Source organism: Cellulomonas olei, assembly GCF_039548315.1.
In the GTDB taxonomy this organism is placed as follows: Bacteria; Actinomycetota; Actinomycetes; order Actinomycetales; family Cellulomonadaceae; genus Cellulomonas.
Genome location: NZ_JBCLVN010000020.1, coordinates 24,389 through 50,232 on the forward strand (window position 1 = coordinate 24,389; position 25,844 = coordinate 50,232).

26 protein-coding genes are annotated in these 25,844 nt (G+C 77.6%); 13 read left to right on the forward strand and 13 right to left on the reverse strand.

What is annotated here, in order from left to right; all coding sequences use genetic code 11:
- Positions 1-50 precede the first annotated feature (50 nt).
- The 6 genes from AAHH18_RS08050 to AAHH18_RS08075 are packed head-to-tail and all read left to right on the forward strand — an operon-like array spanning position 51 to position 5,472.
- Complete coding sequence (locus AAHH18_RS08050; protein ID WP_343301239.1) at positions 51-1,217, forward strand: polyprenyl synthetase family protein; 1,167 nt, start codon at positions 51-53, stop codon at positions 1,215-1,217.
- Positions 1,214-2,200, forward strand: coding sequence for a phytoene/squalene synthase family protein (locus AAHH18_RS08055; RefSeq protein WP_283319358.1), 987 nt, complete (start codon positions 1,214-1,216; stop codon positions 2,198-2,200). The genes AAHH18_RS08050 and AAHH18_RS08055 overlap by 4 nt, the downstream gene beginning before the upstream one ends.
- The gene (gene crtI / locus AAHH18_RS08060) at positions 2,197-3,912 is read left to right on the forward strand and encodes a phytoene desaturase family protein (RefSeq protein ID WP_343301240.1); all 1,716 of its coding nucleotides are present in this window, start codon (positions 2,197-2,199) and stop codon (positions 3,910-3,912) included. The genes AAHH18_RS08055 and crtI overlap by 4 nt, the downstream gene beginning before the upstream one ends.
- A complete protein-coding gene (locus AAHH18_RS08065; RefSeq protein ID WP_343301241.1) occupies positions 3,909-4,265 on the forward strand; it encodes a lycopene cyclase domain-containing protein in 357 nt (118 codons plus the stop codon). The genes crtI and AAHH18_RS08065 overlap by 4 nt, the downstream gene beginning before the upstream one ends.
- Positions 4,262-4,603: a lycopene cyclase domain-containing protein gene (locus tag AAHH18_RS08070; protein ID WP_283319361.1), complete on the forward strand. Its 342-nt coding sequence runs from the start codon at positions 4,262-4,264 to the stop codon at positions 4,601-4,603. Before AAHH18_RS08065 ends, AAHH18_RS08070 begins: the two co-directional genes overlap by 4 nt.
- Positions 4,600-5,472 carry a prenyltransferase gene (locus AAHH18_RS08075; protein ID WP_343301242.1) on the forward strand — a complete coding sequence of 291 codons (873 nt, stop codon included), beginning with the start codon at positions 4,600-4,602 and terminating at the stop codon, positions 5,470-5,472. The genes AAHH18_RS08070 and AAHH18_RS08075 overlap by 4 nt, the downstream gene beginning before the upstream one ends.
- On the opposite strand, the gene surE is transcribed toward AAHH18_RS08075, so the two are convergent.
- Both surE and AAHH18_RS08085 read right to left on the reverse strand, forming a co-directional pair.
- On the reverse strand, positions 5,462-6,256 hold the full coding sequence (surE, locus tag AAHH18_RS08080) for a 5'/3'-nucleotidase SurE (RefSeq protein ID WP_343301243.1): 795 nt from the start codon (positions 6,254-6,256) through the stop codon (positions 5,462-5,464). The genes AAHH18_RS08075 and surE overlap by 11 nt on opposite strands.
- 13 nt (positions 6,257-6,269) lie before the next feature.
- Positions 6,270-7,256 (reverse strand): PfkB family carbohydrate kinase, encoded by a 987-nt coding sequence (locus tag AAHH18_RS08085; RefSeq protein WP_343301244.1) that lies wholly within the window; start codon positions 7,254-7,256, stop codon positions 6,270-6,272.
- Between the two features lie 191 nt (positions 7,257-7,447).
- On the opposite strand from AAHH18_RS08085, the gene AAHH18_RS08090 reads away from it, so the two are divergent.
- Positions 7,448-9,235 carry a mechanosensitive ion channel family protein gene (locus tag AAHH18_RS08090; RefSeq protein ID WP_343301245.1) on the forward strand — a complete coding sequence of 596 codons (1,788 nt, stop codon included), beginning with the start codon at positions 7,448-7,450 and terminating at the stop codon, positions 9,233-9,235.
- 387 nt (positions 9,236-9,622) lie between these two features.
- Entirely contained in the window at positions 9,623-9,907 is a 285-nt protein-coding gene (locus AAHH18_RS08095) for an adhesin (RefSeq protein ID WP_222170375.1), read from the forward strand.
- Positions 9,908-10,081: 174 nt separating this feature from the next.
- Here AAHH18_RS08095 and AAHH18_RS08100 read toward each other — a convergent pair whose 3' ends face one another.
- A complete protein-coding gene (locus tag AAHH18_RS08100; RefSeq protein ID WP_283319366.1) occupies positions 10,082-10,351 on the reverse strand; it encodes a GlsB/YeaQ/YmgE family stress response membrane protein in 270 nt (89 codons plus the stop codon).
- A gap of 167 nt (positions 10,352-10,518) precedes the next feature.
- Positions 10,519-10,866, reverse strand: coding sequence for a VOC family protein (locus AAHH18_RS08105; protein WP_283319367.1), 348 nt, complete (start codon positions 10,864-10,866; stop codon positions 10,519-10,521).
- Between the two features lie 189 nt (positions 10,867-11,055).
- On the opposite strand from AAHH18_RS08105, the gene AAHH18_RS08110 reads away from it, so the two are divergent.
- Complete coding sequence (locus AAHH18_RS08110) at positions 11,056-11,646, forward strand: TetR/AcrR family transcriptional regulator (RefSeq protein ID WP_343301246.1); 591 nt, start codon at positions 11,056-11,058, stop codon at positions 11,644-11,646.
- Here AAHH18_RS08110 and AAHH18_RS08115 read toward each other — a convergent pair.
- Positions 11,619-12,293, reverse strand: a complete 675-nt coding sequence (locus AAHH18_RS08115) for a hypothetical protein (RefSeq protein WP_343301247.1) — start codon at positions 12,291-12,293, stop codon at positions 11,619-11,621. The two genes, AAHH18_RS08110 and AAHH18_RS08115, sit on opposite strands and share 28 nt — an antisense overlap.
- Positions 12,294-12,349: 56 nt before the next feature.
- Positions 12,350-12,799, reverse strand: a complete 450-nt coding sequence (locus tag AAHH18_RS08120; protein ID WP_343301248.1) for a DUF4383 domain-containing protein — start codon at positions 12,797-12,799, stop codon at positions 12,350-12,352.
- A 224-nt stretch (positions 12,800-13,023) separates the two neighbouring features.
- Between AAHH18_RS08120 and AAHH18_RS08125 the strand changes: the two genes are divergently transcribed.
- The gene (locus tag AAHH18_RS08125; RefSeq protein ID WP_343301249.1) at positions 13,024-13,623 is read left to right on the forward strand and encodes a DUF2231 domain-containing protein; all 600 of its coding nucleotides are present in this window, start codon (positions 13,024-13,026) and stop codon (positions 13,621-13,623) included.
- 21 nt (positions 13,624-13,644) lie between these two features.
- On the opposite strand, the gene AAHH18_RS08130 is transcribed toward AAHH18_RS08125, so the two are convergent.
- Positions 13,645-14,211 (reverse strand): TetR/AcrR family transcriptional regulator, encoded by a 567-nt coding sequence (locus AAHH18_RS08130; RefSeq protein WP_343301250.1) that lies wholly within the window; start codon positions 14,209-14,211, stop codon positions 13,645-13,647.
- 94 nt (positions 14,212-14,305) lie between these two features.
- On the opposite strand from AAHH18_RS08130, the gene AAHH18_RS08135 reads away from it, so the two are divergent.
- Entirely contained in the window at positions 14,306-15,184 is an 879-nt protein-coding gene (locus AAHH18_RS08135) for an NAD-dependent epimerase/dehydratase family protein (protein WP_343301251.1), read from the forward strand.
- Between the two features lie 60 nt (positions 15,185-15,244).
- Here AAHH18_RS08135 and AAHH18_RS08140 read toward each other — a convergent pair whose 3' ends face one another.
- On the reverse strand, positions 15,245-15,904 hold the full coding sequence (locus AAHH18_RS08140; protein ID WP_343301252.1) for a TetR/AcrR family transcriptional regulator: 660 nt from the start codon (positions 15,902-15,904) through the stop codon (positions 15,245-15,247).
- A gap of 77 nt (positions 15,905-15,981) precedes the next feature.
- Between AAHH18_RS08140 and AAHH18_RS08145 the strand changes: the two genes are divergently transcribed.
- The gene (locus AAHH18_RS08145; protein WP_343301253.1) at positions 15,982-16,905 is read left to right on the forward strand and encodes an ABC transporter ATP-binding protein; all 924 of its coding nucleotides are present in this window, start codon (positions 15,982-15,984) and stop codon (positions 16,903-16,905) included.
- Between the two features lies 1 nt (position 16,906).
- Positions 16,907-17,662 carry a hypothetical protein gene (locus tag AAHH18_RS08150; RefSeq protein ID WP_343301254.1) on the forward strand — a complete coding sequence of 252 codons (756 nt, stop codon included), beginning with the start codon at positions 16,907-16,909 and terminating at the stop codon, positions 17,660-17,662.
- 18 nt (positions 17,663-17,680) lie between these two features.
- On the opposite strand, the gene AAHH18_RS08155 is transcribed toward AAHH18_RS08150, so the two are convergent.
- The 5 genes from AAHH18_RS08155 to AAHH18_RS08175 all read right to left on the reverse strand — a co-directional run bounded on the left by AAHH18_RS08155 (position 17,681) and on the right by AAHH18_RS08175 (position 25,487).
- Positions 17,681-18,382 (reverse strand): ABC transporter ATP-binding protein, encoded by a 702-nt coding sequence (locus AAHH18_RS08155; RefSeq protein WP_283319377.1) that lies wholly within the window; start codon positions 18,380-18,382, stop codon positions 17,681-17,683.
- Positions 18,379-19,305: an ABC transporter ATP-binding protein gene (locus AAHH18_RS08160; RefSeq protein WP_283319378.1), complete on the reverse strand. Its 927-nt coding sequence runs from the start codon at positions 19,303-19,305 to the stop codon at positions 18,379-18,381. Before AAHH18_RS08160 ends, AAHH18_RS08155 begins: the two co-directional genes overlap by 4 nt.
- A complete protein-coding gene (locus AAHH18_RS08165; protein ID WP_343301255.1) occupies positions 19,302-21,953 on the reverse strand; it encodes a hypothetical protein in 2,652 nt (883 codons plus the stop codon). The genes AAHH18_RS08160 and AAHH18_RS08165 overlap by 4 nt, the downstream gene beginning before the upstream one ends.
- Positions 21,950-25,060 carry a hypothetical protein gene (locus AAHH18_RS08170; protein WP_343301256.1) on the reverse strand — a complete coding sequence of 1,037 codons (3,111 nt, stop codon included), beginning with the start codon at positions 25,058-25,060 and terminating at the stop codon, positions 21,950-21,952. The genes AAHH18_RS08165 and AAHH18_RS08170 overlap by 4 nt, the downstream gene beginning before the upstream one ends.
- Positions 25,061-25,181: 121 nt before the next feature.
- Positions 25,182-25,487, reverse strand: coding sequence for a hypothetical protein (locus tag AAHH18_RS08175; protein ID WP_343301257.1), 306 nt, complete (start codon positions 25,485-25,487; stop codon positions 25,182-25,184).
- Positions 25,488-25,844 lie beyond the last annotated feature (357 nt).

Genomic DNA, 25,844 nt, shown 5'->3' on the forward strand with positions numbered 1-25,844 from the left:
GGGAGATGCTCAGTATGCTGAGCACCTCGCTCGAGCCCAGGGGAGGACGCGTGCGCAGGACACGCAGCACGGCCGACGGCACGCACGCGCCCGCGCGCGTCGGCCTGGCCCCGGACGCCCCGGCGGCGCACCTGGTCCTGCCCGCGGAGGCGGGAACGGACGACCTCGCCGCCCGCGTCGAGCAGGGCCTGGCCGAGGTGCGGCTGCTGCTGGTCGACGAGGTCGCGCGGCGCCGGGCCCGCGCCCGCGAGCTGGCGCCCGAGCACGCCGCCCTCTGGCGCGCCGTGGGCGACCAGATCGGCGGGCGGCTCATGCGCCCCCGGCTCACGCTCGCCGCGTACCTGGGCCTCGGCGGCACCGACCTGGCCGGCGCGGCGCCGGTCGCGGCGGCGCAGGAGATGCTGCACACCGCGATGCTCGTGCACGACGACGTGCTGGACCACGACGACACCCGTCGCGGCCGGCCCAACGTGACCGGCAGCGCGCGGCGGCGGCTCGCCGCGAACGGCGTGACCGGTCCGGCCGCGGAGGCGCCGGTGCTCGCCGCCGGCCTGCTCGGCGGCGACCTCGCGCTGGCCGCCGCGTTCGAGCTGGTCGCCGGCGCCCCCGTGCCCGCCGAGGTGCGCCTGCGCGTCGTGCAGGACCTCGCGCGCGCGGTCGACACCACCGTGGCCGGGGAGCTCCTCGACGTCACCGGCAGCCTGCACGGCCCGACCGCGGTGGACGCACTGCGGGTCGCCGAGCTGAAGACCGCTGTGTACTCCTGCTGCACGCCGCTCGCGGCCGGGGCGCTGCTCGCGGGCGCGGACGACGGCGTGCTCGGCGTGCTCGACCGGTTCGGCACCGCCTTCGGGATCGCGTTCCAGCTCCTCGACGACGAGCTCGGCGTCTTCGGCGACCCGGCGGTCACGGGCAAGTCGACGCTCTCCGACCTGCGCGAGGGCAAGCGCACGGAGCTGCTGCGCCTGGCCTACCTCCGGGCGGACGCCCCCGGGCGGGCGGTGCTCGACGCGGCCGTCGGGCGGCACGACCTCACCGAGGCCGAGGCCGACCGCGTCCGCGAGGTCATGGTGCGCTCGGGCGCGCTGGACGAGTCGCGCCTCGTCCGCGCCGACGCCCTGCGGACGGCCCGCACGACCGCCGACGAGGGGCTGCCGGCCGGGCTCGCCGCCTACCTCGGCTCGCTCGTGGCGGTCGTGGCGGGGACGACCCCGTGACCGCGACGCCGGGCACCGGGGTCCGGGCGGCGTCGGCCGCGCTGTACGACCGCACCGCCGCCCGGGCCAGCCGCGCGGTGCTCGCCGGGTACTCGACGTCGTTCGGCCTGGGCACGCGGCTGCTCGGCCCGCGCGCCCGGCACGACATCGAGGCGGTCTACGCGCTGGTGCGGATCGCCGACGAGGTCGTCGACACCCGCGGCGGCGCGGACGCCGCGGCCCTGCTGGACGAGCTGGAGGCGCAGACCGGCCGGGCGCTGGGGTCCGGGTGGTCGACGAACCTCGTCGTGCACGCCTTCGCCCGCACCGCGCGCCGCGTCGGCATCGGGCACGCCGAAGTCGACCCGTTCTTCGCGTCGATGCGCGCCGACCTGACCGTGCGGGTGCACGACCGCGCCTCCTACGAGCGGTACGTGTACGGCTCCGCCGAGGTGGTCGGGCTCATGTGCCTGCAGGTGTTCCTCAACGCCGACCGTCGTCCCGGCGAGCCCGTCCGCCGCCCCGACGCCGCGACCGTGGACGGCGCCCGGGCGCTGGGCGCGGCGTTCCAGAAGATCAACTTCCTGCGCGACCTCGGCGCCGACGCGGGGGAGCTCGGCCGGTGCTACTTCCCGGGTGTGCCGGCGACGGGCCCCACCGACGCGCAGCTCGCGGAGATCCTCGCGGAGATCGGCGACGACCTGGCGCGCGCCCGCGCGGCGCTGCCGCGGCTGCCCCGCCGGGCCCGTGCGGCGGTCGCCGCGACGCTCGCGCTGTACGACCGGCTGCTGGCGGAGCTCGCCGCGACCCCGCCGGAGCAGGTGCTGGCGTCGCGGGTGCGCGTGAGCACGCCGCGCAAGGTCGCGGTGCTGGTGCGGACGCTCGCGGAGCAGGCGGCGGACGCGGTGCCCCGCCGGGGCGGCGCGGCCGGCGGCGCCGCGGCCAGCAGGACGGCGGCCGGCGCACCCGCGCCCGCCGCGACGGACGACGGAGGTGCGGCGTGACGGGTCGGGTGGTCGTGGTCGGCGGCGGGATCGGCGGCCTGGCCACCGCGGCCCTGCTCGCCCGGGGCGGCGCGCAGGTGACGCTGCTCGAGCGGCACGACCGGGTCGGCGGGCGCACGGGCACGCGGGAGCTCGACGGCTTCCGGTTCGACACCGGCCCGTCGTGGTACTTCATGCCCGAGGTGTTCGCGCACTTCTTCGCCCTGCTCGGCGAGCGCGTCGAGGACCACGTCGACCTGGTCCGGCTGGACCCGGCGTACCGGCTGTTCCCCGAGCCCGACCCGGCGCTCGGCCCGGACGCGCCGTCCGAGCCGTTCGAGGTCACCGCGGACCCCGAGCGGAACTGGGCCACGTTCGAGCGGCTCGAGCCCGGGGCCGGCGAGGCCCTGCGCCGGTACACCGAGCAGTCGACCGAGGCGTACCGCACCGCGCTGGACCACTTCCTCTACACGACGTTCGAGCGGCCGGACCGCGCCGTGACCGCGGACGTCGCGCGCCGGGCCGGGACGCTCGCGTCGCTGCTGACCCAGTCGCTGGCGCAGAAGGTCGCGCGCACCACGGACCACCCGGTGCTGCGGCAGGTGCTCGGCTACCACGCGGTGTTCCTCGGCTCGTCGCCCTACCGCGTGCCGGCGCTGTACTCCCTCATGAGCCACCTCGACCTCGTGGACGGCGTGCAGTACCCGCGCGGCGGCATGTACACCGTGATCGAGGCCATCGAGCGGCTCGCGGTCGCGCAGGGCGTCACCATCCGCACCGGCGCCGAGGTCGTCGGGGTCGAGGTCGACCCGGCGGCGCGCAGCGTCCGGCACCCCCGCCGCACGGGCACGGCGCGCGGCGTCCGGCTCGCGGACGGGGAGCTCGTGCCCGCCGACGTCGTCGTGTCCGGGGCGGACCTGTTCCACACCGAGACGGCGCTGCTGCCGCCCGAGCACCGCACGCTGCCGGAATCCTGGTGGCAGGACCGCGCGCCGGGGATCTCCGCCCTGCTGGTGATGGCCGGCGTCCGGGGCGAGCTCCCGGAGCTCGCGCACCACTCGCTGTTCTTCACGCGCGACTGGCCCGGGAACTTCGACGCCATCCTCGGGCCGACGGTGCGGCCGGTGCCGGTGGGCCGGCTCCACGTCCCGGAGACGGCGTCGCTGTACGTGTCGCGGACCACGGCGACCGACCCTGGCGCCGCCCCGCCCGGGCACGAGAACCTCTTCGTGCTGGTGCCGTTCCCGGCGGACCCGTCGATCGGCGCGGGCCCGGACGGGCAGGCGGAGCTCGACGCCCACGCGGACCGGTTCCTCGACCAGGTCGCGCGCTGGGCCGGCATCCCCGGCCTGCGCGAGCGGGTCGTGACGCGTCGGGTCGTCGGGCCCGCGGACTTCGCGCGCGACTTCTCGGCCTGGCGCGGGACCGCCCTCGGCATGGAGCACACCCTGGGCCAGAGCGCGATGTTCCGCCCCGGGGACCGCTCCCCGCGGGTCCCCAACCTGCTGCACGTCGGGGGCGGTACCGTGCCCGGCGTGGGGCTGCCGATGTGCCTGATCAGCGCCGAGCTGGTCGCCAAGCGCCTGCTCGGCGAGACCTCGCCGCGCCCGCTGCCCGCGCCGCTGCGCCGGGGCTTCCTCGCCGCGGCGCGCCCGCGCGGGGCGTGGGCGCCGGTGCTCGCGGCCGGTGCGGCGCCGGAGCCCGACGGCTGCGAGCCGGCGGGGGCGTGGTGACCGCCCTCACCGGGTTCGCCTACCTCGGCGCGCTGCTGCTCTCGCTCGGCGGGCTCGCGATGATCGACCGCAGGTTCCGGCTCGCGTTCTGGTGGCACCCGCGTCGCACCGCGCTGTGCCTCGCGATCGGCGTGGCGGGGTTCCTGCTGTGGGACGTGGCCGGGCTGCTGCTCGGCATCTTCTCCCGGGGTGAGAGCCCGCACATGACCGGGCTGCTGCTCGCCCCGGACCTGCCCGTCGAGGAGGCCGTGTTCCTCACGCTGCTCTGCTACGTCGCCCTGCTGGGGTGGCGGTGGTTCGACCGGCAGTCCGCGCTGCGGGAGCGGTTCCGGGGCGAGGAGGCGGGGCGGTGACCAACATCGTGCTCAACGTCCTCGTGCTGCTGGCGCTCGTGGTGGCGTCCTGGCGGGTGCTGCGGCGGGTGCGCCCGGGTCCGCTGGTCTGGACGGCCCTGCACCTGTGCCTGCTGACCATGGTGTTCGACACCGTGATGATCGCGGCCGACCTGTACGTCTTCGACGAGGACAAGATCCTCGGCGTCTACCTGTGGGGCGCGCCGCTGGAGGACTTCGCGTACGCGATCGCGGCGGCGCTCGCCATGCCGGTGCTGTGGACCGTGCTCGCGGGCCGGGAGGCGCGGCGGTCGGCCGCCGGTGCCGGTCCGGCCGCGACGCCGGGGGAGGGCGTGTGAAGCAGGTGCTCGCGGCCTCGCGGCCGTTCTCGTGGGTCAACACCGCCTACCCGTTCGCCGCCGGCTACCTGCTGGCGACGGGGGGCCGCGTCGACGCGACGTTCGTCGTCGGCACGCTGTTCTTCCTCGTGCCGTACAACCTGCTGATGTACGGCGTGAACGACGTGTTCGACTACGCCTCCGACCTGCGCAACCCGCGCAAGGGCGGCATCGAGGGCGCGCTGGTCGACCCGGCGGCGGCCCGGGCCGTGCACCGCCGGATCCTGTGGGCGTCCGGGCTGTCGGTGCTGCCGTTCCTGGTCTGGCTGCTGGCCGTCGGGTCCGCGGCGGCCGCCGTGACCCTGCTGGTGGTCGTGTTCCTGGTCGTCGCCTACTCCGCACCGGTGCTGCGGTTCAAGGAGCGCCCGGTGCTGGACTCGGCGACCTCCGCGATGCACTTCGTCGGGCCGCTGCTGTACGCGCTGGTGCTGGTGGGCGCCGACCTCGGGTCGCGCTCGGTGTGGCCCGTCCTGGTCGCGTTCGTGCTGTGGGGCATGGCGTCGCACGCGTTCGGCGCGGTGCAGGACGTGCGGGCGGACCGGGAGGGCGGCATCGGGTCCGTCGCCACCGTGCTCGGGGCGCACGCGACGGTCGTCGGGGCGACGGCGGCGTACCTCCTGGCGGCGGTCGTGCTGGTCGCGCTGCCGTGGCCGGGCTGGCTCGCCGCCCTGCTGCCCCTGCCCTACGCCGTGAACGCCGCGCGGTTCTGGTCCGTGCGGGACGAGGACTGCGAGCGGGCGAACGCCGGGTGGCGGGTGTTCCTGTGGCTCAACCTGGTGGTCGGGTTCCTCGTGACGATGCTGCTGATCGCGGTGGCGCTCACCGGCTGACGGCGTCGGCGTCGCCCGGCAGCGGTCCGGGGGACTCGGGCAGGTCCGCCTCCGCGTCGAACGCCGGGGCGTGCAGCAGCGTCACGGTGGCCCAGCCGCGCAGCAGCAGCCCGGCGTCGGTGTCCTGCTCCCGCGAGGCCTGGTGCTCGGAGAACGTCAGCATGAGGTTGCCGTGCTCCACCTCGTGCACGCGCGCCTGGACGGCACCGAAGGCCGCCAGCGGGGCGCGGCGCAGGCCGCGGACCTCGCCCGCGGGCCGGTCCGGGACGTTGAGGTTCACCACGCGGTCCGGCAGGTGCGGGCGGTCCTGCATCCACTCCAGCACGTGGCGGGCGTAGATCCCCGCGGTGCCCCAGTGCTGCGGGCGGGCGTCCGCGAGGGAGACGGCCATCCCGCGGATGCCGTGCGTCGCGGCGGACAGGGCCGCCCCCACCGTCCCGGAGTGCAGCACCGCGTGCCCGGTGTTCGCGCCGCGGTTGACGCCGGACAGCACCAGGTCGGGCTTCGGGCCGAAGCCGCCGTGCGCCGCGACGAACGCGATCATCCCCGGGGCCGCGCGGACCGCGAAGGACGCGACCCCGCCCGGCAGCCCGGGCGCGTCCAGCCGGTCCACCACCAGGCGGCCGTCCCGCTCGGCGCCCAGCAGGGCGGCGCTCGCCCCGCTGGAGTCCCGCGCGGGCGCGGCGACCACGACCTCGTCCGCCCCGGCGTCCAGCGCGACCCGGGCCAGCACCGCCAGGCCCGGGGACTCGATCCCGTCGTCGTTCGTCACCAGCACCCGCATCGCCGCTCCCTCCTCAGCCGATCTCGCGGACCGTGATCTGCTCCGCGAACCGCTCGATCTGCTCCCGGTGGCCCGTCCCCAACCCGCGCCGCGTCACGTTCAGGGCCCCCGCCGCCGCGCCGAGCCGGGCGGCCTCGGTGAGCCGCAGCCCGCGCCCGACCCCGACGGCCGTGCCGGCCGTCATCGAGTCGCCGGCGCCGCGGTGGTCCACGGTCGTGACCGACGGGGGCACGATCTCCGCGACGCCCTCCGCCGTCACCAGCAGCGCCGGCTCCGCGGCGCGCGACACCAGCATCGCGCCGACCTGCCCGGCCGGCACCCCGTCCGCGCCCTGCCCGCCCGGGGGCGCCGGCACGTCGCGCAGCAGACGCCGGGCGCCCGCGCGCAGCGACGCCACGGAGTCGTCCGCGGCCAGCCCCGCCTCCACGAGCTCCTCGTGCGACATCTTCAGCACGTCGGCACCGGCCTCCGCGGCGGCGACGGCGGCCTTGCCGGACAGGTCCGCGACGGTCCGCACCCCGGCGGCCCGCAGGTCCCCGACCAGGCGGCCGAAGAACGACGGCGGCAGCAGCGGCGTCGGGTACGCGCCGGTGACGACGCACACGTCCGCGTCCAGCGCCTCCACCAGGACGGTGCCGTACAGGTCGTCGAGCTCGTGGCGGTCCAGGCGGGCCGGCGGCATGAACGCCAGCTCGGTGCGCTCACCGCCGCGGCGGTCGTGCAGGTACGCGCCGTTGCCGCCGGCGTACGACACGCGCCGCACCCGCAGGTTCTCGACCTCCGCCAGGTGGCCGAGCACGGTGCCGGCCTCCCCGCCGAAGGGTCCGCAGACGACCACGTCCGCGCCCAGCGAGTACGCCATCCGCGCCACCCAGAGGCCCTGGCCGCCCGGGTGGACGTGGAGCTCCGGCGTCACGTCGTCCGAGCCGTTCTCGAGCGTGACGGTGAGGATCGGCGTGGGTGCGAGCACGCACACGCGCGGGTTGCGGCTGGTCGGCACGGGCGGCCTCCGGGGCGTCCACCGGGCGGGGATCCCATGCTGACGTGCGGCGACGCGGTCCGCACGTCCAGGCCGGCCGCACCGGTGCGCCCGCCGCGGGGCCGCCGGGCGTGTGCAGGTCGTGCGCAGGGTCCGCGAGGGCCGCCCGCTGCGGTGGAGGGGTCCGGGCGCCGCGTGGTCGGATGGGCGCCGTGATCCCTGCAGCCGTCGAGTCCGAGACCGCCGAGACCGCCCGGGACGTCCTCGTCCCGGTGCTGTCCGTCGCCGGTGCCGTCGTCGCCGCCCTGCTGGTGGCCGTCGTCATCGGCGCCCTGGTGCGGTCGGTCGCCAAGAAGTCCGTCATCGCCGCCGACCTGTCCCGGCGGTCGAAGCACGCCCTGCGGGCCGTGCTCGTCGTGATCGCCGTCTGGATCGCCCTGCGCATCTCGGTGCCGGCGGACACGTGGCAGTCCTCCGGCTGGATGCGGGCTGCGGGGCACGTCCTGCTCATCGCGCTGATCGTCGCCGTCACCTGGCTGGTGGGCACGCTCGCGTTCGTCGTCGAGGACGCCGCCCTGTCCCGCTACCGGGTCGACGTGAAGGACAACCGGCACGCCCGCCGCGTCCGCACGCAGATCCAGGTGCTGCGCCGCATCACGGTCGCCGTGCTCGTCGTCGTCGCCACCGCGGCCGTGCTTCTGACGTTCCCGGGGGTGTCCGCGTTCGGGGCGAGCCTGCTGGCGTCCGCCGGTGTGCTGTCGATCGTCGCGGGCCTCGCGGCCCAGAGCAGCCTCGCGAACGTGTTCGCCGGCCTGCAGCTCGCGTTCACCGACGCGATCCGGGTGGACGACGTCGTCATCGTCGAGGACGAGTGGGGCCGCATCGAGGAGATCACGCTGACCTACGTCGTCGTGCACGTCTGGGACGACCGCCGGCTGATCCTGCCCTCGACCTACTTCACGCAGACCCCGTTCCAGAACTGGACCCGTCGCGCCGCGGAGCTGCTCGGGACGGTCGAGATGGACGTCGACTGGCAGGTCCCCGTCGACGACCTGCGCGGCGAGCTCAACCGCCTGCTCGCGGCGACCGACCTGTGGGACCACCGCGTCGGCATCCTGCAGGTCACGGACGCCGTCAACGGGGTGGTGCGGCTGCGCGCGCTCGCGAGCGCCGTCGACGCGCCGACGCTGTTCGACCTGCGCTGCTACCTGCGCGAGGGGCTGGTCGCGTACCTGCAGCGGTCCGCGCCGCAGGGGCTGCCGCGCACGCGCATCGAGACGACCCGCGGCGCCGAGCCGGCCGTCGGCGGGTCGGCACGCCCGGAACCCCCGCGGCCGGTCGCCCCGGCCGTCGAGGGCGGTCAGCAGGACGCCCGCCTGTTCACCGGGAGCGTCGAGGCGCTGGAGCGCTCGCGGTCGTTCGCCGGCCCGGGCGAGGACGTCATCGCCGAGCGCGAGGAGCACGCGGCCGAGGCGCGCGCGCAGGAGGAGGCGCCCGCGGGGCGGACGTCCGGCGGCAGGACCGTGGGCGTCGTCGCGGCGCCCGGGACGGCGGCGGTGCCCGCCGCGACTCCGCCGGCCGGGGACGTGCCGGCCGGGGCGGACGAGTCGGACGACCGCGCGCCGCAGGCGCCGGCGGGCGCGGTCCCGGAGGCCGTGGAGCCTGCCCGTTCGGAGGCTCCGACGGGGTCGGGCGCGCGGACCGGCGCGGCCGTGGACGACTCCGCCCGGCCTGAGCCCCTGCCCGCGTCGGTCCCCCGTTCGGAGGCGGGCAGGGACGCGGCGGCCCCGGCGGACGCCCGGGAGTCGGGCACGGAGGTCCGCGCGCCGCGGACGGACGAGACCCAGCTCATCGACCCGGCGGGGCCCGGCACGATGGTGCTGCCGGCCGTCGGGGAGGACGCACCCGGATCGGCCGACCAGGACCGGTCGGCCGGTGGGGGCGTCGCCCAGCCCCCGACCCGGCGGTCGGTCCGCAGCGCCCCGCGCGACCCGCGCTGACGCCCTCCGCGGCCTCGCGAGCCGTCGCCGAGAGTCCAGGACACGCCGGCGCGCGGCCGGGAATCCGGGCGAGTCCTGGACTCTCGGCGCAGATGCGGGTCGGGTGAGCGCGCATGCGGACTGGCCGCGCGGGCGGGGCTGTGAGCGGGCAGGCGGGGCTGTGGGCGCGCGTGCAGGGCTTGGGCGCGCACGCGGGGTCGGGTGCGCGGGCGCGTAGCGTCCCTGCGAACCGCGGTGCTGTCCATCGGGCTCCGCGCAGCGGACACCCGCGGTCTTGCCCAGCGGACGCCGGGTTGCAGCCTCCCGGGATCGTGCCGACGGTGGAAGGGTCCGATGGCCGGTCCGCCCCTGGTGTCCCGGCCGCCACCGGCAACGAGAGGAGCCCCCGTGCTCACCTTGACCGACAACGCCAGCACCGCCGTCCGCGACCTGACCACGCGTGCCGGGCTTCCCGACTCGGGTGGTCTGCGGATCGCCGAGTCGCAGCAGCAGCTCGGTTCGTTCGAGCTGGCACTCGTCCCGGAGGCCGTGCCCGGGGACGAGGTCATCGCGTCCGACGGTGCCACCGTCTTCGTCCCGCCGGAGACGGCGACCGCTCTGGCGGACCTCACGCTCGACGCGGACCCGTCCGCGGCCGGCAGCCCCGGCTTCACGCTCGCGCCGCAGGCCTGAGCCTCCCGTGACGGCGACGAGGGCTCGCGCAGCCGCTGGTGCGGATGTGCGAGCCCTCGTCGTGCCGGGCGTGGTGCCGTGCGGTGTCCCACCGTCCGGCCCCGGCCCGGCACGGTCCGACGGTGGTCTCCCACCACCGCCGGACCGGGTCGGTGCCCCCGTGGGGGCGGACGCTCAGACGCGGGCGCCGCGGCGTCCGGTCAGGGCGCCGTAGATCAACAGCACGACGATCGAGCCGCCGATCGCGAGGAGCCACGTCTGCAGGGACCAGAAGTCCTCGAGCGGTGCGTCGAACAGCACGCTGCCGAGCCAGCCGCCCAGCAGGGCCCCGACGACACCGAGCAGCAGCGTCACGAACCACCCTCCGGCCTGGCGGCCCGGGAGGATCGCCTTGGCGATCGCTCCGGCGATCAGGCCGAGCAGCAGGAATGCGAAGAATCCCATCGGACACCTCCAGGTGACGTGGTGCGGTCGGGGATGACCGTCGCACGCCCGGCCCGGTCTCGCATCCGGAAGCGCTGCCCAGCGGCGGGTGAGCCGGTGCCCGGCCGGTGCCGTCCGGGTTCCGTGCCCCTCCCGTCCGCGCTCCGCGCCGGGTCCGGCGCCTGGGGTCAGGCGGCCGGCACGAGGTCGAACGCGTTGCCCTCCGGGTCCGTCAGGCTGACCCACCGCGCGGTCCCGCCGACCGCTCCGACCCGGCGGGCGCCGAGGCGCACGAGGCGCTCCGACTCGCGCTCGAGGTCGGTGGTGACCAGGTCGAGGTGCAGGGTGTTGCGGACGACGCCGCCGGGCTGCACGCGCTCGAAGGCGAGCCGGGGGGCGCCGGCGTCGGGGAGCACCTCGGCGCGCTCGGGGCTGGCGCCGGGTGCGACGTCCCGGCCGAGCGCGGCGGCCCAGAACAGGGCGACGGCGTGCGCGTCGTAGGCGTCGAAGGTGAGTCCGCGGAAGGTGCTGGCCATGGGGTGCCTCCATCGAGCGGGGCGGTCGTGTGGTGTCCGGGGGCGGCAGCTGCCGCGGGGCCGGGAGGGGGTCGCGCGGCGTCGACGGATCGGCGGGGGCGGCGTACCCTGGGAACGAAACGGAGGAGACTCTCGTTTCGTCCAGAACTCTAACCGGAGGGCCCTCCGGATCGCAAGAGGGGAATCGTCGTGACCACCGCACCCGCCGCCAAGCCGCTGCGCGCCGACGCCGCACGCAACCGCGCCCGGCTGCTCGCGGTGGCGGCCGAGGCCCTCGCGGAGGACCCGGACACGCCGCTCGAGGCGATCGCCCAGCGCGCGGGCGTCGGGATCGGCACCCTGTACCGCCACTTCCCGGAGCGCGGCGCGCTGGTCGAGGCCGCGTACCGCCAGGAGGTCACGGCGCTGTGCGACGCCGCACCCGCGCTGCTCGGGCAGGTCCGCCCCGCCGCCGACGCCCTGCGGGAGTGGATGGCGCGGTTCGTGCGCTACGCCGCGGCCAAGCGGGGGATGGGCGCCGCGCTGCGCACCGCCGTCGGGTCGGACTCGTCGCTGTTCGCCGAGACCAGGACCCGCATCATCGCGGCCATCGACGTGCTGCTCGACGCGGGACGGGCGGACGGCTCCGTCCGCGGGGACGTCGACGGCGAGCAGGTGATGCTCGCCATGGGCTGCGTGTGGAACGTCCCCGACTCCGACCGGTGGGCCGACCGTGTGCGGGGCCTGCTGGACCTCGTGGTCGACGGCCTGCGCTACGGCGCGGGGGACGCCGCGCGCTGAGGCGGCGGGGCGGCGGTGCCCCGCTCCCGCGCGACCCGGTACGACCGCCGGCGCACCCGGGCGGCCCAGCCCGGCACCGCCATCGGCGCGTGGCGCACCGGGTCGATGCGCAGCGCGTCGTCGTCGCCGTCGTCCGGCGCCGGCGGGCAGGTCAGCCGCCCGCACCGTCGCCAGGCCCCGCCCGGCCGCGCGGACAGCAGCAGCAGGTCGACCCCGTCGCGCGGCGCGCCCGGCACCGGGACCGCGGCGAGCACCACGCCGCGCCCGTCCTCGTCGACGAACGGCATGATCGTCGAGAACGGACCGCGGGACGGGCGCAGGCGCGGCACCAGCGCGAACCGGCCGAGGCGCCCCAGGCCCGTCGAGGACAGCAGCAGGTCCTGCTCGCGGCCGTCCCGCCACCACCGCACCGCGAGGCCCCCGACGTCGGGCAGCGGTGCCGGCAGGCCGGCCGAGCGGGACACCCGCACGAGCGCCGGGACCACGGCCGGCGCACCGAGCTCCCGGGCGCCCGGCGCGCCCGCGTCGTCGAGCAGCAGGACGCCGCGGTGCACCACGCCCCGCGGGTGCAGGGGGCGGGGCGACCGGCGCAGCACCCCCACGGCCCGGACCGCGACGGCGAGGACCGCGCCGGCGGCGTCGGACACCGGCGCGGTCCCCGTGGTCCGGTGCCGGCCGGCCCCGGGGGTCGTGCGGTCCGCGGTCAGGCGCGGGCCGACCGGGCGGTGCGGTCGCGACGCGGCCACAGGGCGATCGCCAGGCCGGCGAGCGCCGAGACGACGTGCAGCCCGTTGTCGGCGCCGTTGATGTTGAGGATGTTGGCGTCGGGGTTGTTCGCCACGACCAGCCCGTAGACGAACGTCGCGCCGTAGCCGACGAACAGCAGCCAGCCGTACGTCCGGGCGCGGGACGCGGTGGACCACAGGGCGATGCCGGCCACGCCGATGACGATGTGCACGACGTTGTGCAGCGGGTTGATCGCGAACCCGACGAGCGTCTGCGAGTGGTCGTGCTCGGTGAAGCCGTCGAACCCGGTGACGAGGAACCCGGCGAGGCCCACGACCAGGTAGACGATCCCGATCACGAGGGCGAGCCACTGGTGCGGCTGGCGCTCGGACGTCACCGCGGTGCCGGCAGGGGTGGGTGCGGTCATGGCGGACTCCTTCGCGCGGCCCGGCTCGACACCGGGCCGGCGTCGTCGGGGCCGCGTGCAGTGGCGGCGCGCCTGGTCTCGACGCTGGTTCAGCCCGGCCAGCATCACCCGGCGCCCCGCCGGGCGCATCCCGGCCCGGCCGGGCGCCGCTCGCCGTGCGGGGGTGGCCGCGGCGGGCGATGCTCGACGGCGACGACCCTGCCGCCGACCACCCGGGAGCCCCGATGTCCTCCGACGAGAGCCCCGCCCTGCGCGCGGTGCGCCGCCTCGAGCGTGCCGCCGGCCTGGACGCCGCGGTCGACCGGGTGCGCCCGGCCGTGCAGTCCGCGCTGCGCGCCGCCCCGGGGGTCGCGCGGCTGCTGCACGGCAAGCCCCTCGGCCACGCGGCCCACCCGATCGCGACGGACGCGCCGATCGGGTTCTGGGTCAGCGCGAGCGTGCTCGACCTGGCCGGCGGGGACGACTCGCACCGCGCGGCGGACACGCTGCTGGGTCTCGGGATCCTGTCGGCCGTGCCGGCGTCGGTCACCGGGCTCGCGGACTGGGCGGTCTCGGGCCGGCGCACCCAGCGCGTGGGGGCCGTGCACGCCGCGCTGAACACCGTCGCCCTCGGCCTGTACGGCGGCTCGTGGCTGCTGCGGCGGCGCGGGCACCGCGGGCTGGGCGTCGCGGTCGCGCTCGGGGCGGGCGGGGTGCTGGGTGCCTCCGGCTACCTGGGCGGGCACATGGCGTCCCGGCTCGGCGCGCCGCCGCGCAGCGCGTCGGGTCCCGCGGAGCCGGTGACCGACCGCCCGCTGGGAGGGTTGCGCGCGGCCGGCGCCTGAGGGGAGGCGCGCGGCCGGCGGTCAGGCGGGCCGGGAGATCGCCTCGGCGCCTGCCAGCGTCCGCGTCAGCACGCTCGTGAGCGTGCCCCGGGCCCCGGCCTGCGCCCACTCGCGCAGCGCGACCGTGAGCCCGGTGAGCGCCAGCGCGGCGGCGAGCTCGGCGGTCGCGTCGGGCGTCCCGCGCTCGCGGAGCGCCCGGACGACCGCGGCGGCGAGCCCGGCGTTCTTGGCGAGGTCCCGCTCCTGGAGCTCCGGGTGGGACGCGATCACGCGCTGCCGCCGGACGACGCCGTCGGGGTGCTCCTGGATCCGGGCGGCGGCGGCGTGGGCGGCCGCGGTGGCGGCGTCCCACGGCGTCGCGCCGGGTGGCGCCCCGGCGACGGCGGCCGTGAGCAGCTCCTCGTACGCCGGGCCGCCGGCGAACAGCACCTCGCGCTTGTCGGTGAAGTGCCGGAAGAACGTCCGCTCGGTGAGCCCGGCGGCCTCCGCGATCTGGGCGGTCGTCGTCTGCTCGTAGCCCTGGGTGTCGAACAGATCCAGGGCGGCGCGCAACAGCCTCCCGCGCGCGTCCGGCTCCCAGCGTCCCACCGGTGCAGCATACGTGATGACAGTCGCTGACATCGAGGAGTACGGTGACGGCAGTCGCTGACATCACTCGGCGGCTCCCGCTCAGGAGGACCCCATGAAGATCTTCGTCACCGGCGGCTCGGGCCACATCGGCTCTGCCGTCGTCCCGCTGCTCCAGGCCGCCGGCCACGACGTGCTCGGCCTCGCCCGCTCCGACGCCTCGGCCGCCGCGCTCGAGGGGCGCGGTGTCGACGTGCTGCGCGCCGACCTCGCCGACCTCGACGCCCTGCGGGGTGCCGCGGCCGGGTCGGACGGCGTGGTGCACCTCGCCTTCGTCCACGACTTCACGGACTTCGACGGCGCCGCGGCCACCGACCGGGCCGCCGTCGAGGCCATGTCCTCGGCGCTGGTCGGCACCGGGCGCCCGTTCGTCTGCGCGTCGGGCACACCCGTCATCCCCGGCAGGGTCGCCACCGAGGAGGACCTCCCGGCCGTCGGCGGCTCGCTCGGGGCCCGCGCCGAGACCGGCCGCGCGCTGCTGGCGCTCGCCGACCAGGGTGTGCGCAGCTCGCTGGTCGGGCTGCCGCGCACCGTCCACGACGACCACGGGAACGGCGGGTTCGCCGCCGGTCTTGCCGCGATGGCCCGGCGGTCCGGTGTGTCCGGCTACGTCGGTGACGGCTCCGCGCGCTGGCCCGCCGTGCACGTGGACGACGCGGCGGCGGCCTTCGTGGTCGCCCTGGAGCGCGCGCCCGGCGGCAGCGTGCTGCACGCCGTGGGGGAGGAGGGCGTCACCCTGCTCGACACCGCCACCGCGATCGGCCGTGCGCTCGACGTCCCGGTGCGGCCCGTCGAGCCGGAGCAGCTCGGGTTCCTCGGGTCGCTCGCCGGCATCGACCAGCCGGCCTCGGCAGCTCTCACGCGGGAGCGGTACGGCTGGGAGCCGGGCGGCCGGGGGCTGCTGGAGTCGCTCGCGGGTCTCGCGCGCGCCTGACGTCGCCGGCCGGGCGGTCGCCGCGGGTGGGGCGCCGCGGACGACCGCCCGGCCCGCCGGTCAGCGGGAGGAGCCGCCCCGCGCCGCGTACGCCCGCAGGAACGCGCGCGCCCCGTCCGTCATGATCCGCTCCACGTGGGCGGCGTCCGCGCGCCGGCGCGGGGGCTCGTTCAGCACCCGCAGGATCGTCAGCGCCTGGAAGTGGGCCGCGGCGAGCAGGGGGTCGTCCGCGTCGAGCAGACCGCGGCCCGCGAGCCGCCCGAGCGCCTCGGCGAGCACCTGGTCGTGCGCCTGCTCGAGCGGGTGGTCCACGAGCTCGGGCAGCAGCGGCTCGTTCTCGGCGATGAGCCGCGCAGCCGCGAGGTAGTCGGTGGCCCGCAGCAGCACGCGCCCGAGCGCGACCGCGAACGCCTCCGTCGCCGCGCCGAGGTCGGCGGGCGTCGTGACGGCGTCGTCGGCGAGGTGCCGGCCCACGAGCTCGCGCAGCGTCGTGAGCGCGGACTCGCCGGCGTCCTCGATGACGCCGAGCAGCAGCCGGTGCTTGTCGCCGTAGTAGTCGTAGACCGTCCGCTTGGAGACCCCGGCGCGCGCGGCGACGGCGTCCATGCTCGTGCGCTCGACGCCGGACTCGACGAACAGCGTCCGGGCGGCGGTGAGGATCGCTGCCCGCTTGTGCGCCTGCCCCTCGCGCAGCGGCTTGCGCTCCTGCAGCTCCGTCACCGTTCCTCCTCGTTCTCTGCCCCGCGATGCTACACCGCGTCGTGTAGTTGCTACACCACACGGTGTAGTGTGGCGACATGCCAGCCGCGACCCCGCCCCTGCTCCAGGCCCACGCGCTCGTCAAGCGCTACGGGTCCGTCACCGCCGTCGACGGGCTGTCCTTCGAGGTCAGGCCCGGCGTCGTCACCGGGTTCCTCGGGCCCAACGGCGCCGGCAAGTCCACGACGCTCCGCATGTTCCTGGGCCTGGACCGCCCGACCAGCGGCGCGGCGACCGTCGGCGGGCTCCGGCTGGCGGAGACGCCCCACCCGATGCGCGTGGTCGGCGCCATGCTCGACGCCCGCGCCGTCCACCCGCGCCGCACGGCCGCCGACCACCTCGCCTCCGTCGCCCGCGCCGGCGACGTGCCCCGCCGGCGCGTCGCCGAGATGCTGGAGCTCGTCGGGCTCACCGGGGCCGCGCACCGTGCCGCCGGCGGCTTCTCCCTCGGGATGAAGCAGCGCCTCGGCATCGCGGCCGCCCTGATCGGCGACCCCGGCGTCGTCATCTTCGACGAGCCGCTCAACGGCCTCGACCCCGAGGGCATCCGCTGGGCGCGCTCCCTCATGCGCGACCTCGCCGCCGAGGGTCGCACGGTCCTGTTCTCCAGCCACCTCATGGGGGAGATGGAGCTGACCGCGGACCACCTCGTCGTCATCCACCACGGACGCCTGCTCGCGGACCAGCCGCTCGCGGCGTTCATCGCCGACCACACCACCGAGCGCGTCCGCGTCCGCACCCCGCAGCGGGAGGCGCTGCTGACGGCGCTCGCGCGCGCCGGGCTGGACGCCGCCGCCAACCCCGACGTCCCGGACCGCCTGGACGTCCCCGGCGCGACCACCGACCGCGTCGGCCAGGTCGCCGCCGCCGCGGGCATCGGGCTGTCCGAGCTCACCGACGTCCGCGACTCCCTCGAGGACGTCTTCCTCACCATGACCGCCCCCGGGAACGAGGCCGCCTGACATGAACCTGCTCGCCTCCGAGTGGATCAAGACCCGCACCGTCCGCAGCACCTGGGTGCTCGCCGCCGCCACCGTCGTGACCACGATGGTCGTCAGCCTCCTGGGCATCAGCGGGCTGCTCGCGGACTGGCAGGCCGACCTGCCCGCCGACTTCGACCCCGTCGCCGTCAGCCTCAAGGGCATCCTCGTCGGGCAGGTCCTCGTCGCCACCCTCGGCGCCCAGACCGTGACCAGCGAGTACGCCACCGGGCAGATCACCGCCAGCCTCACGATCGCCCCGCGGCGCGGGCTGCTGCTCGCGTCGAAGGCGGCGGTGACCGTGCTGGTCGCGCTCGCGACCGCCGTCGTCACGGTCGCCGCGAGCGTCGGGGCGAGCCAGGGCGCGCTCGCCGCCGCCGGCCTGCCGACCGCCGACCTCACCGACCCCGCGTCGCTGCGGGCGCTCGCCTGCGCCGTCGCCTACCTGGTGCTCACCGCCGTGCTCGGACTCGGGTTCGGCACCATCACGCGCAGCTCCTCGGGCGCCCTCTCGATCGTCGTCGCCGTCGCGCTGCTCGTCCCGGCGCTCGCCCCCGGGCTGCCGGGCGCGCTCGGCGAGCTCGCGGGGACGTACTGGCCGACCACCGCCGGTCAGGCGTCGTACACGCTCGACGGGGTCGGGCCGGTCACGCCGCTCGTCGGGATCGGCGTCATGGCGGTCTTCACGGTGTGGACCACCGTCGCGGCGCACCTGACGCTGCGGACACGGGACGCGTGACGCGGCGCATCCAGCGGCTCACGCCAGCACGCCGGAGCGCAGCTCCAGGACGCGGTCCGCGCGCTCCGCGATCAGGGGGTCGTGCGTGGTGAGCACGGCGACGGTCCGGCGCTCGCGGACGTGCGCGAGCAGCACGTCCATGACGGTCAGCGCCGTCTCCGAGTCGAGCTGCGCGGTGGGCTCGTCGGCGAGCAGCAGGGCCGGCCGGGCGACGAGGGCCCGGGCCACCGCGACGCGCTGCTGCTGACCGCCGGACAGCTCGTCCGGGCGCTGGCGGGCGTGCGCCGTCAGGCCGACGGCGTCCAGGGCCGCCGCCACCCGCTCGGCGCGCTCGGGGCCCGGCACGTCCGCCAGGCGCAGGGGGACCTCGACGTTCTCGGCCGCCGAGAGCACGGGCAGCAGCCCGAACGACTGGAACACGAACGCCGCGCGCTCCCGGCGCAGGCGCAGCAGCTCGCGCTCGGGCAGGGCGCTGACCTCGGTGGTCCCCAGGCGCACCGTGCCGGCGTCGAGGCGCTCGAGGCCGCCGAGCGCGTGCAGCAGGGTCGTCTTGCCCGATCCGGACCGGCCGCGGATCACGACGAGCTCTCCGGGTCGCGCCACCAGGTCCACGCCGCGCAGGGCGTGGACGGCGCGCGGACCGCTGCCGTACGTCCGCACCAGCCCGGAGGCGTGCAGCTCGTCCGCCGCGACGCGCGCGGTGGGGGCGGGGGCGCTCACCGGTCCTCCTCGTCGCGCCCGCGGCCGCCCTGCGGGGCCGGGCGGTCGTGCGGCGAGACGCGCACGTGGTCGGGCTCCAGGCCCAGGCGCACCCGCTCACGCAGGTCGAGCGCCTCGACGAACTCCCGCGGCAGCTGCAGGCGGCCGACCTTGTCGATCACGGCGAACTCCTCGTGCAGGTGGTGCTCGCGGCCGTGCTCGTCGACGGCCGTGCGGCGCAGCGTCTCCGTCGCGGTGCGGCCGTCGCGGATGCGGACGGTGCGCCGCACGTGGGAGGCGACCGCGGGGTCGTGCGTGACGATCAGCGTGGTCATGTCGAGCTCGGCGGTCACGTGCCGGATCGCCTCGAGGACGTCGGCGCTGGTCGCCTCGTCGAGCTCACCGGTCGGCTCGTCCGCGAGCAGCACCCGCGGGGCGTTGGCGACGGCCGTGGCGATCGCGACCCGCTGCTGCTCGCCGCCGGACAGCTCCGCGGGGCGGTGGTCGGCCACGTGCGCGACCCCGAGCACCTCCAGCAGCTCGGCGGTCCGCGCGTGACGACCGGCCCGCGAGCCGCGGCGGCGGGCGAGCTCCATCGGCAGGGCGACGTTCTCCGCGGCCGTGAGGTACGGCAGCAGGTTGCGCGCGGTCTGCTGCCAGACGAAGCCGACGGTGTCGCGGCGGTACACCTGGCGCTCGCGGGCGGACATCGCGGCCAGGTCGTGCCCCGCGACGGCGGCGCTTCCCGCGGTGGGCCGGTCCAGCCCGGACAGGATGGTCAGCAGGGTGGACTTGCCCGAGCCGGACGCGCCGACCAGTGCCACGAGGTCACCGCGCTCGACGGACAGGTTGAGGCCCTGGAGCGCCTGCACCTCGACGCCCTCGGCCGTGAAGATCCGCACCACGTCCTCGCACAGGATCTCCGGCGCCGTCATGGTCGTCATCCTCCCGCTCCTTCCCGCAGCACACCGACAGGTGACACCCGCCGCGCGGTCGCGGCCGCCACGACGACACCGATCCCCACCACGACCGCCAGGCCCGCGCCGGTCGCGAGCAGGAGGCCCGCGTCGAGCGCGACCGGCGGCCGCTCGACCGCCCCGGTGAACGGCCGCAGGTCCGCCACGCGCAGCACCGACGACGGCAGCACCAGGCCGGCGACGACCCCGGCGATGCCCGCGACCACCACCGGGCCGAGCACCTCCGCGACCACGAGGCGCCGGTGCACGCGGGCCGGGGCTCCCAGCGTCGCGAGCAGCGCGGCCGTGCGGCCCCGCGCCGGGGCGTCCGCCACGAGCAGCAGGACGAGGCCGAGCGCGACCAGCGCCAGGCTCGCGGCCGCGACCAGCAGCATCGCGGAGCGCACGCCGGTGACCAGCACGCCGTCGGCGATCTCGGCGACCGCCTGGGCGCGGCTGGTCGCCGTGAGCCGGGCGCCGGTCGCCTCCCCGACGGCCGCGGCGACCTCGTCGGCGTCGGCCCCGGGTTCGAGGCGCACCAGCAGCCGGTCGGCCGTCGGTGTCCCGCCCGCGTCCGCCCAGGTCCCGGCGTCGACGACCGCCCACCCGGTGCCGGAGGTCACGCCGGGGACCTGCCCGGACGCCACCGCCGCGAGGTCGAGCCGGCCCGCGGGCGCGTCGAGCGACACGCCGCCGGCCGGGACACCGGGGGAGACCAGCAGCCGGTCCGAGCCGGGGGCCAGGTCGACCCGGTCGCCGGGCAGGCCGTCCTGCACGGTGGCGAGGGCGTCGGCGTCGACCACGGCCAGGTCCACGGTGGTGCGCGTGCGGTCGTGCCGCACGGTCACGGTCCCGACCTCGGCGACGGTGGCGAGCGCCGCGACCCCGGGCACGTCGCGGGCCGCCTCGACGCGCTCCTCGCCCAGTCCCAGCCCGTCGGCGGACCACGCGACGTCGAGCCGCAGGTCGGCGCCCACGTACTGCACCGCGCTGCCCGCCGTGGCCTGCGTCATGGTCGCGACGGCGGTCGTCGCGAGTCCCGCGGTGGCGACGCCGAGCGTCAGGGCGAGCACCGGGACCAGGCCGGCCGCGGGCACCCGGGCGGCGCGCGCCACCCCGAGGAACGCGCCGAGGTCACCGCGGCGGGAGACGAGGCGGAGCGCGAGACGGGCCGGCCACCGGTAGGCCCGGCGCACCAGCAGCGCGGCCGACAGCCCGACCAGGACGGGCAGCACCGCGACGAGCGGGTCGGAGGTGGACGTGACGCCCAGCGCGACGCCGGTCACGCCGAGCACGAGCAGCTCGGCCACCCAGGCCCAGCGCCGGCCCCGCGCGCGCCGGCCGCCGTGCACCGCGGCCGCCGCCCCGACCATGAGCGCGACCGCGGCGACGGTCAGCACCGCCGGCAGCACGAGATCCGCCGGGTCCGTCCTGCCGGGCACCAGGAGGCCCAGCGCGAGCCCCGCCGCGGCACCGGGCAGGGCCGCGACGCGCGCCTGGGCACCCACCAGAGCGCCGAGCCGGAGCGAGGACGCGCCCCGGGCCCGCAGCAGGACCAGGGCGGCGCGCCGACGCTCCACCGCGAGCGTCGCGACCAGCCACAGCACGCTCGCGGCGACCCCGACCAGGCCGGCGACCAGCGTCCCGAGCAGCGTCGTGGCCGTGTGCTCACGGCCGTCGGCGGCGGCCAGCACCCCCGACAGCCCGGTGCGCAGCTCCTGCGCGGCGCGCACCCCGTCCAGCTCGGCGGCGAGCGCGGCCCGGTCCACCTCGGCCACCGCCGCCGGGTCGACGGGGTACCAGGAGTCGACGCGGACCCCGCGGGGGTACATGAGGGCGCCGACGGCGCTCGGGTCGACGTAGCCGATGCCGTGGACCGTCCAGCCGCGGGCGTCGTCGCGGTCGACCGCGGGCTCCAGGACGCCGGGCAGGTGGTCCCAGGTCCCCGCGTCCGGGTCGACGGCCTCGACCAGCCCGGTCAGCCGCACGCGGAACGGCGCGTTGGCCGCGTCGACGGAGGTGCGGGTCTCGCCGACCCGCCACCCCATCCACTCGGCCGTCGCCGGGGTGAGCACGACGTCGAGGTCGAGCTGCGGGACGGTGCCCGCCGAGCGCGGCGCGTCCACCCAGTCCTGCGCGTCCGGGCCGACGGCGTCCACCCACGGCTGCACCGCGGGCGGGCCCGGCCAGCTCCCCTCGACCAGGCGCAGGTCGTCGTCGCGCGTCCCCGGCGAGAGCGCGAGGTCCATGGCGGAGATCCCGCTCGAGTGCGGCCCCAGGTCGACGACGAACGGCGACCGGGTGAGCTCGAGCTCCGGCTCCCGCAGCACCGCGGCCAGGGCCGGGCCCACGTCCGCGACCTTCGCGGCGGCCTGCTGCTCGACGTCCGCCAGGACCGCGAGGGCCTCCTCGCCGGTGGGCGGGGGCACGGCCGTCGCCTCGCCCGGGACGGTCGGCACCAGGTCGCGCTGCGTGGTGGGCAGCGCCTGCGCGCGGGCCGCGAGGTCGTCGCGCAGCAGCCGGTCCAGGGCCCGCGGCCAGCCGACGGTCAGTGCGACGAGCCCGGCGGCCACCAGCGCGAGCACGACCAGCGACCACGCGCCACCCGCGAGCTGGCGGCGCAGCACCCGGATCACGAGGCCACCTCCGCCCGCGGCGACGCGGTGCGCGCACGCCGGGCGGTGTCGCGGGCGGTCGTCGCCACCACCAGCACCACGGCAAGCGCCGTCGCGCCGAGCCAGGTCGCGAGCGCCACGGCGTCCAGGCCCGGCTCGACGGGCAGCGGGAGCGTGCCGCCGTCCAGGGCGTCGACGAGAGGCTGCGCGACGAGCAGGGCGAGCCCCGCGCCACCGACAGCCCCGGCGAGCGCGGCAGGCACCAGCACCCGCACCTGCTCGGCGACCCGCAGCGCGGCCTGCGCGCGGCCCGGCACGCCGACGCCGCGCAGCGCGCCGATCTCCGGGCGGCGCGCCCGGGCCGACGCACGGGCGGCCGCGAGCACGCCGCCGGCGGCGAGGGCCACGGTCGCCCACGTGGCGAGCCGGAACGCCGCGAGCGCCGGCTCGAGCAGCTCCGTGGCCCGCGGCTCGGCGCGCACCACCTCCGCGGCGACGCCGGCCCGCTCCAGCGCCGCGGGCAGCGCCGTGTCCGACGGGCCGTCGGCGGGCCACGCCCAGACCTCGCCCGGAGCGTCGACCGTCGACCCCGTCCAGAGCTGGGCGCCCGACCAGGCGTCGAGGTCGGCCAGCAGCGCGACCGGGTCCGCGGAGCCGGGCACCGCCGCGACCACCTCGGCGACCTCGACCTCGACGCGGTGGCCCGGCACGACGAGCGTCGTCGTGTCGCCGACCGACAAGGACAGCGCCGCCGCCAGCTCCTCGCCGGCGACCACCGGCAGCGGCCCGCCGGGCACGGCGGCGAGCCGGACCGTCGTGCCGGGGGCCACGTCCCCGGCGGGGACGTGCGCGACGGCGCCCGTGTCGTCGGGGCCCGCGGGGAGCGGGTTCGCCTCACGGCCCACGAGCAGGCTGCGCCAGGTGGCCGCGCCCAGCGGGCCGGCGTCGGTGGTCAGGCCGGTCACCTCCACGCGGTGGTCGTCGGTGGCGGTGACGTGGACGTCGACCGCGGCGAGCGCCGTGGCGCCGTCGGGCAGGGGGGCGGACCACGTCGTCGCGTCCGCGTGGCCGGGGGCGGCCGGGTCGGTGGGGCCGGCGGGGTCGGTCGGGTCGGTGGGGTCGGTCGGGTCGGTGGGGCCGGGCTGGAGCGTGAGGTCGACCGGCACGAGCGTGCCCGGCGCGGTGCGGACCCACGCGGCGACGTCCGGGCGGCCCAGCCGCTGGCCGGTCGCGGAGGTGTCCGTGACGGTCACGGTGGCCGTCAGCGTCGTGGCGCCCGGGGGAAGGGGGAGCCCGGTGTCCCCGGCCGCTGCGGGGTCCGTCGCGGTGTCCGCGGTCCCGGGCGCGTCGTCCTGCGGCGCGCGGTGCAGCCGCGGCCAGGCGTCGCGCGGCACGGCGACCAGGTCCGCGGTCACCGCGCCCAGCGTCACGCGCGTGGTCGCCGCGCTGACGACCGTCGCCCCCGGGTCGGCCGTCGTGGCGGCCGCGAGCGCGGCGGGGACGTCGGCGGGGTCGTCGGGCGTCACGCGCAGGTCGGCGCCGGTCTCCACGGCGGCGCGCTCGGCCTGGAGCAGCGCCCAGGACCCCAGGAAGCCCGAGACGGCGACGGCGGTGGCGACCGCGAGCCCGGTCAGGGCGGCGGTCGCGGCGTGCGCGGTCGGCCGCCGCGCCACCTGGTGCACCGCCAGCACCCCCAGGCCCGCCCGCCGGGCTGCCCACCGTCCGGTCGCGCGCGCGACGGCCGGGACCAGGGCGGCGGCGAGCAGCGCGATCGCCAGCAGCGACAGCGCGAGGGCGGCGCTGGCCAGCGGGTCCGGCGCCGCGCGGCCCCCGACGGTCCGCACCGGCGTGCCCATCGACAGCAGCCGCCACAGCCCGAGGCCGGCCGCCGCGAGGGCCAGCGCCAGGACACCGAGCAGGGCCGACCCGCGCAGCGGCCGGTCCGCCCGCTCCTCGCGCAGCGGCCCGCGCACGCGCACCCACGTCGCGCCGGCGAGCACCAGGGCCACCCCGGCGGCCACCCCGGCCGGCGCCCCCACGGCCAGCTCCGAGGGGACCACCCCCAGCCCGCGCAGCCCGGCCACGGCGAGCGCGCCGCCCACGGCCGCCCCCACCACCCCGACGACCACGCCCTCGACGACGGCCGCGCCCACGACCCGCCCCCGCGAGCCGCCCCGGGAGCGCAGCAGCACGAGCTCGCCGCGCCGCACCTCCGTCAGCAGAGCGGCGAGCTGTCCGAGCACGACCGCCCCCACCAGCGCCGCGAGCAGGGTGGCGGGCAGCGACAGGGCCCGCACCGTGCTCAGCGTCCGGTCGACGTCAGCCAGCGTCGTGTCCAGGCCGTCCGTGCCCAGCACGCCGAGCTCGTCGACCGCGTCGTCGTCCTTCAGCCCCGCCAGCGACGCCGCGAGCGCGCGGCGCATCCCGGGAACCCCGCCGGGAGCGAGACCGTCGTCCGGCACGAGGGTCCACCGCACCCGGACCGTCGCGGGCACCCCGTCGAGGGCGGTCTCGTCGACCCACACGGCGCCGTCGGCCTCGCCGAACCAGCGCGGGTCGCCCGGGTCGGTCGGCTCCCACACGGCCGCGACCTCCACCTCGAGCGGGGTCGAGGACTCGCTGGCGCCCCGCAGCGTGAGCCGGTCGCCGGGCGCGACGCCGAGCGTTGTCGCGGTGGCGCGGGACAGCGTGGCCGGGACGGGCGCCTCACCGTCGGAGGGGCCGCCCTCCGGGGGCATCACGCCCTCGACGACGTCGACCTGCGCGGCCAGCCCGGGTTCGGCCGCGACCACCGCGCCGGCACCGCCGCCGTCGACCGTGAGATCCGTCGACCGGTGGCTGCGCTGCACCACCACCGGCATCCCGTCCAGCGTGCGGGCCAGGACCTCCTCGCCGGCGGCGACCTGCGCGGCCGGGTCGTGCCGGGACCGCGGCGTCGCGACCTGCATCGCCGCACCCGTCGGCCCCGCGTCGCGCAGCGCCGTCGTCAGCCCCGCCTGCGCCGACAGCGCGACGTACCCGAGCACCGCCACCAGCGTGGCGCTCACCAGCGCCGCGATCACACCCACCAGTGCGAGCAGACCCAGCTGGGCACGCGCGCGGCGGCGCAGCAGGCGGGCGAACGTCACGGGCACTCCGGTGGGGTGGGCGGCCGGGGCGGCGCGCCTCTGTGCGGGGGAGCCTATGACGCGGCGGGGCGTCGGCGGGCCGGGACGGGCGCTCGGGTTTCGGGGGAGCGGCGCCTGCGGGTCACCGCCAGATGAGGTCAGCGGCGACCCAGCGCCGTCCTGCGGCCCAGCCGTCGAGTACCGGCGACCCGGGCGGGCCTCGGGGCGTCCACTCGCCCTCCACCGCGGAGATGACTGTTGATCCGTCGACGTCCTGGGAACGGGCGAGCGCCTCCAGGTCCACCAGGTCACGCACCCGGCTGGGCGGCTGGTCGCCGTCGGTGCCGTCCATCGCAGGCTCGGCGAACGGGTCGTGGAACATCCGGGCGAGGAAGCGCTCGAACACCAGCTGGCGGACGACCACGCGGCGACGCCGCCAGTGGCTCACCGGCCTGATCCGCCAGCGTGCCGGCCGTCTTCCGAACGGGAGAGGGGCTCTGCGCGGGAGGTGATCCACCCTCCTGCTGCTGGGCACGACGTTCGCGGCCACCGTGGTGGCCGCCGGCTGCTTCCCCACCCCCGGCGGCGACGGATTGGCAGGCCGGCTCGTCGGGATCGACTACACCGGGCGGGGTGATAGCGAGATCGGCGGCGGATGGATGCCGGCAGTCCGGGCTGACCGTGCAGCGGATCTCTGGAACTCCAGCGGCGTGCGCGAGCAGCCAGCGGAACTCACGCATGCGCAGATCGAGATCGACGAGGCCACCCTCGCCCACTTGGCCGGAGTGCTCGCCGAGGTGACCGA

Coding starts and splice junctions, on each gene's coding strand:
- surE (WP_343301243.1), bottom strand. CDS start 6,256: ATGCGGGTGCTGGTGACGAACGACGACGGGATCGAGTCCCCGGGCCTG.
- AAHH18_RS08100 (WP_283319366.1), bottom strand. CDS start 10,351: ATGGGATTCTTCGCATTCCTGCTGCTCGGCCTGATCGCCGGAGCGATC.
- AAHH18_RS08105 (WP_283319367.1), bottom strand. CDS start 10,866: ATGGCCAGCACCTTCCGCGGACTCACCTTCGACGCCTACGACGCGCAC.
- AAHH18_RS08120 (WP_343301248.1), bottom strand. CDS start 12,799: ATGACCGCACCCACCCCTGCCGGCACCGCGGTGACGTCCGAGCGCCAG.
- AAHH18_RS08125 (WP_343301249.1), top strand. CDS start 13,024: ATGTCCTCCGACGAGAGCCCCGCCCTGCGCGCGGTGCGCCGCCTCGAG.
- AAHH18_RS08135 (WP_343301251.1), top strand. CDS start 14,306: ATGAAGATCTTCGTCACCGGCGGCTCGGGCCACATCGGCTCTGCCGTC.
- AAHH18_RS08145 (WP_343301253.1), top strand. CDS start 15,982: ATGCCAGCCGCGACCCCGCCCCTGCTCCAGGCCCACGCGCTCGTCAAG.
- AAHH18_RS08150 (WP_343301254.1), top strand. CDS start 16,907: ATGAACCTGCTCGCCTCCGAGTGGATCAAGACCCGCACCGTCCGCAGC.
- AAHH18_RS08160 (WP_283319378.1), bottom strand. CDS start 19,305: ATGACGACCATGACGGCGCCGGAGATCCTGTGCGAGGACGTGGTGCGG.